We start from the raw sequence: 1,574 nt of genomic DNA on the forward strand, positions 1-1,574 counted from the left end.
AAAAGGGGCTGTCTCAAAAGGGTAGCCCCTTTTTCATTTTATAATTTTGGATGTTGATGTTTATCATACTTTGGATTTTTTCCAAACTATTTTCGCTATAAAAAAAGGCTATATTTTTGAAGAAGCTAAAAGAGCCCTGTCATTAGGCTTTTACAGGGTATTTCTTGAGGTTGTGAGCCATAGCAAGTAGTGCTGTTTCCACTTCAGCCTTTGCTTTGCCACGCAGGTTGTACCTTCGGAAGCCTTTGTTGTTCTTTATTTGTGCAAAAACGGTTTCTACATCATGGCACCGTTGCTTCCGGAGTTCTTTTCCCCTGTCGGTAACCAGCAGTTTATAGGCTTTTGTCCGTAACTGTGCCACTTCAGGATTAGATAAGCAAGTACTGGGTATACTTGTCTTAGTGTCTCTATCAAAGTAATTATACTTTACATACGCCTGTACACCTTCATTCTCAAGCAGCGTGTAGTTTTCCTGCGAGCCATAACCTGCATCTGCTACAAGTTCTTCGGGAAGTTTTAGGTATTGTTCTTTAAAGGTCTTTATATGCTCGGGCAGGGTCTTGGTATCATTAGGATTAGGGTGCAGGGAGTAATGCACAATAAACTGGTTGTGGGTGCTTATCTGGAGGTTGTATCCCGGCTTAAGCTGCCCGTTCTTCATGTGGTCTTCCTTCATCCGCATAAAGGTAGCATCCGTATCGGTCTTGCAAAAACTATTGCGGTTGCCCATGATCTCTTGCTGCTCAGCGTACTTCTCAAGGTTTGCAGGCCAGTTCCTGCGGGCATAGTTAAGCTTTTGGCGCACTTTCGGGCATATCTTTTTGCCTTTTAATGCGGTATCAATCTTCTCAATAGTCTTTTCAACAGCTTCTTTATCAATAGCCTTAAAGGTAACTTCTGACTTATCTTTAGATTCGGCAGCGGCAACTTCCTGGGTGTACTGCCATAAGTCCTGAAGCTGCTCCTCGATGCGCTTTTTGTTCCTTTCGATGGACCTGCCCCACACAAAAGTGTACCGGTTGGCATTGGCTTCTATCTTGGTACCATCGGTAAAAACAGTTTTAAGGCTTACATGGCCCTTGGATTCTAAAAGCAGTACAACCTGGGTAAAGATGCTGCGTATTTCATCTTTAAGGCGCTCACTCCTAAAGCGGTTTATAGTATTATGGTCAGGGCGGCTCATACCGCTCAGCCACATAAAATGGATATTCTGCTTTAGGGCTTCCTCAAGCCTGCGGCTGGAGAAGATATTGCATAAATAACCATAGACTAACACTTTGAGCAGCATGCGCGGATGGTAGCTGGAGGTGCCTCCGGGCTTATAGTTCCTGATTAAACATGCTAAGTCCAGGCCGTCAATCACATCAGAGACGGTTCTTACAGGATGGTTCTCCTCTATCAGCTCCTCAATACTTGGAGGAAGAAGGAAATTTTGCTTGGGATTGTAATCTTTAAAGACTACTTTTGATTTAATTGACACACCGCAAGTTAATAAACTTGCCGAATATGGGGAGCTCTCGGGCTCCCTTATTTGTATAAAAAAATTAGGGCTGTATCACTTTTGAGACAGCCCC

1 protein-coding gene is annotated in these 1,574 nt (G+C 43.5%); it reads right to left on the reverse strand.

Annotation, left to right across the window (positions count from 1 at the left end; translation table 11 throughout):
* Nucleotides 1–142: 142 nt before the first annotated feature.
* Nucleotides 143–1,474: an IS1182 family transposase gene (locus KJK34_RS14935; RefSeq protein ID WP_223054696.1), complete on the reverse strand. Its 1,332-nt coding sequence runs from the start codon at nucleotides 1,472–1,474 to the stop codon at nucleotides 143–145.
* Nucleotides 1,475–1,574: the final 100 nt, after the last annotated feature.

The sequence above is a fragment of the Flavobacterium coralii genome (assembly GCF_019891545.1).
In the GTDB taxonomy this organism is placed as follows: Bacteria; Bacteroidota; Bacteroidia; order Flavobacteriales; family Flavobacteriaceae; genus Flavobacterium; species Flavobacterium coralii.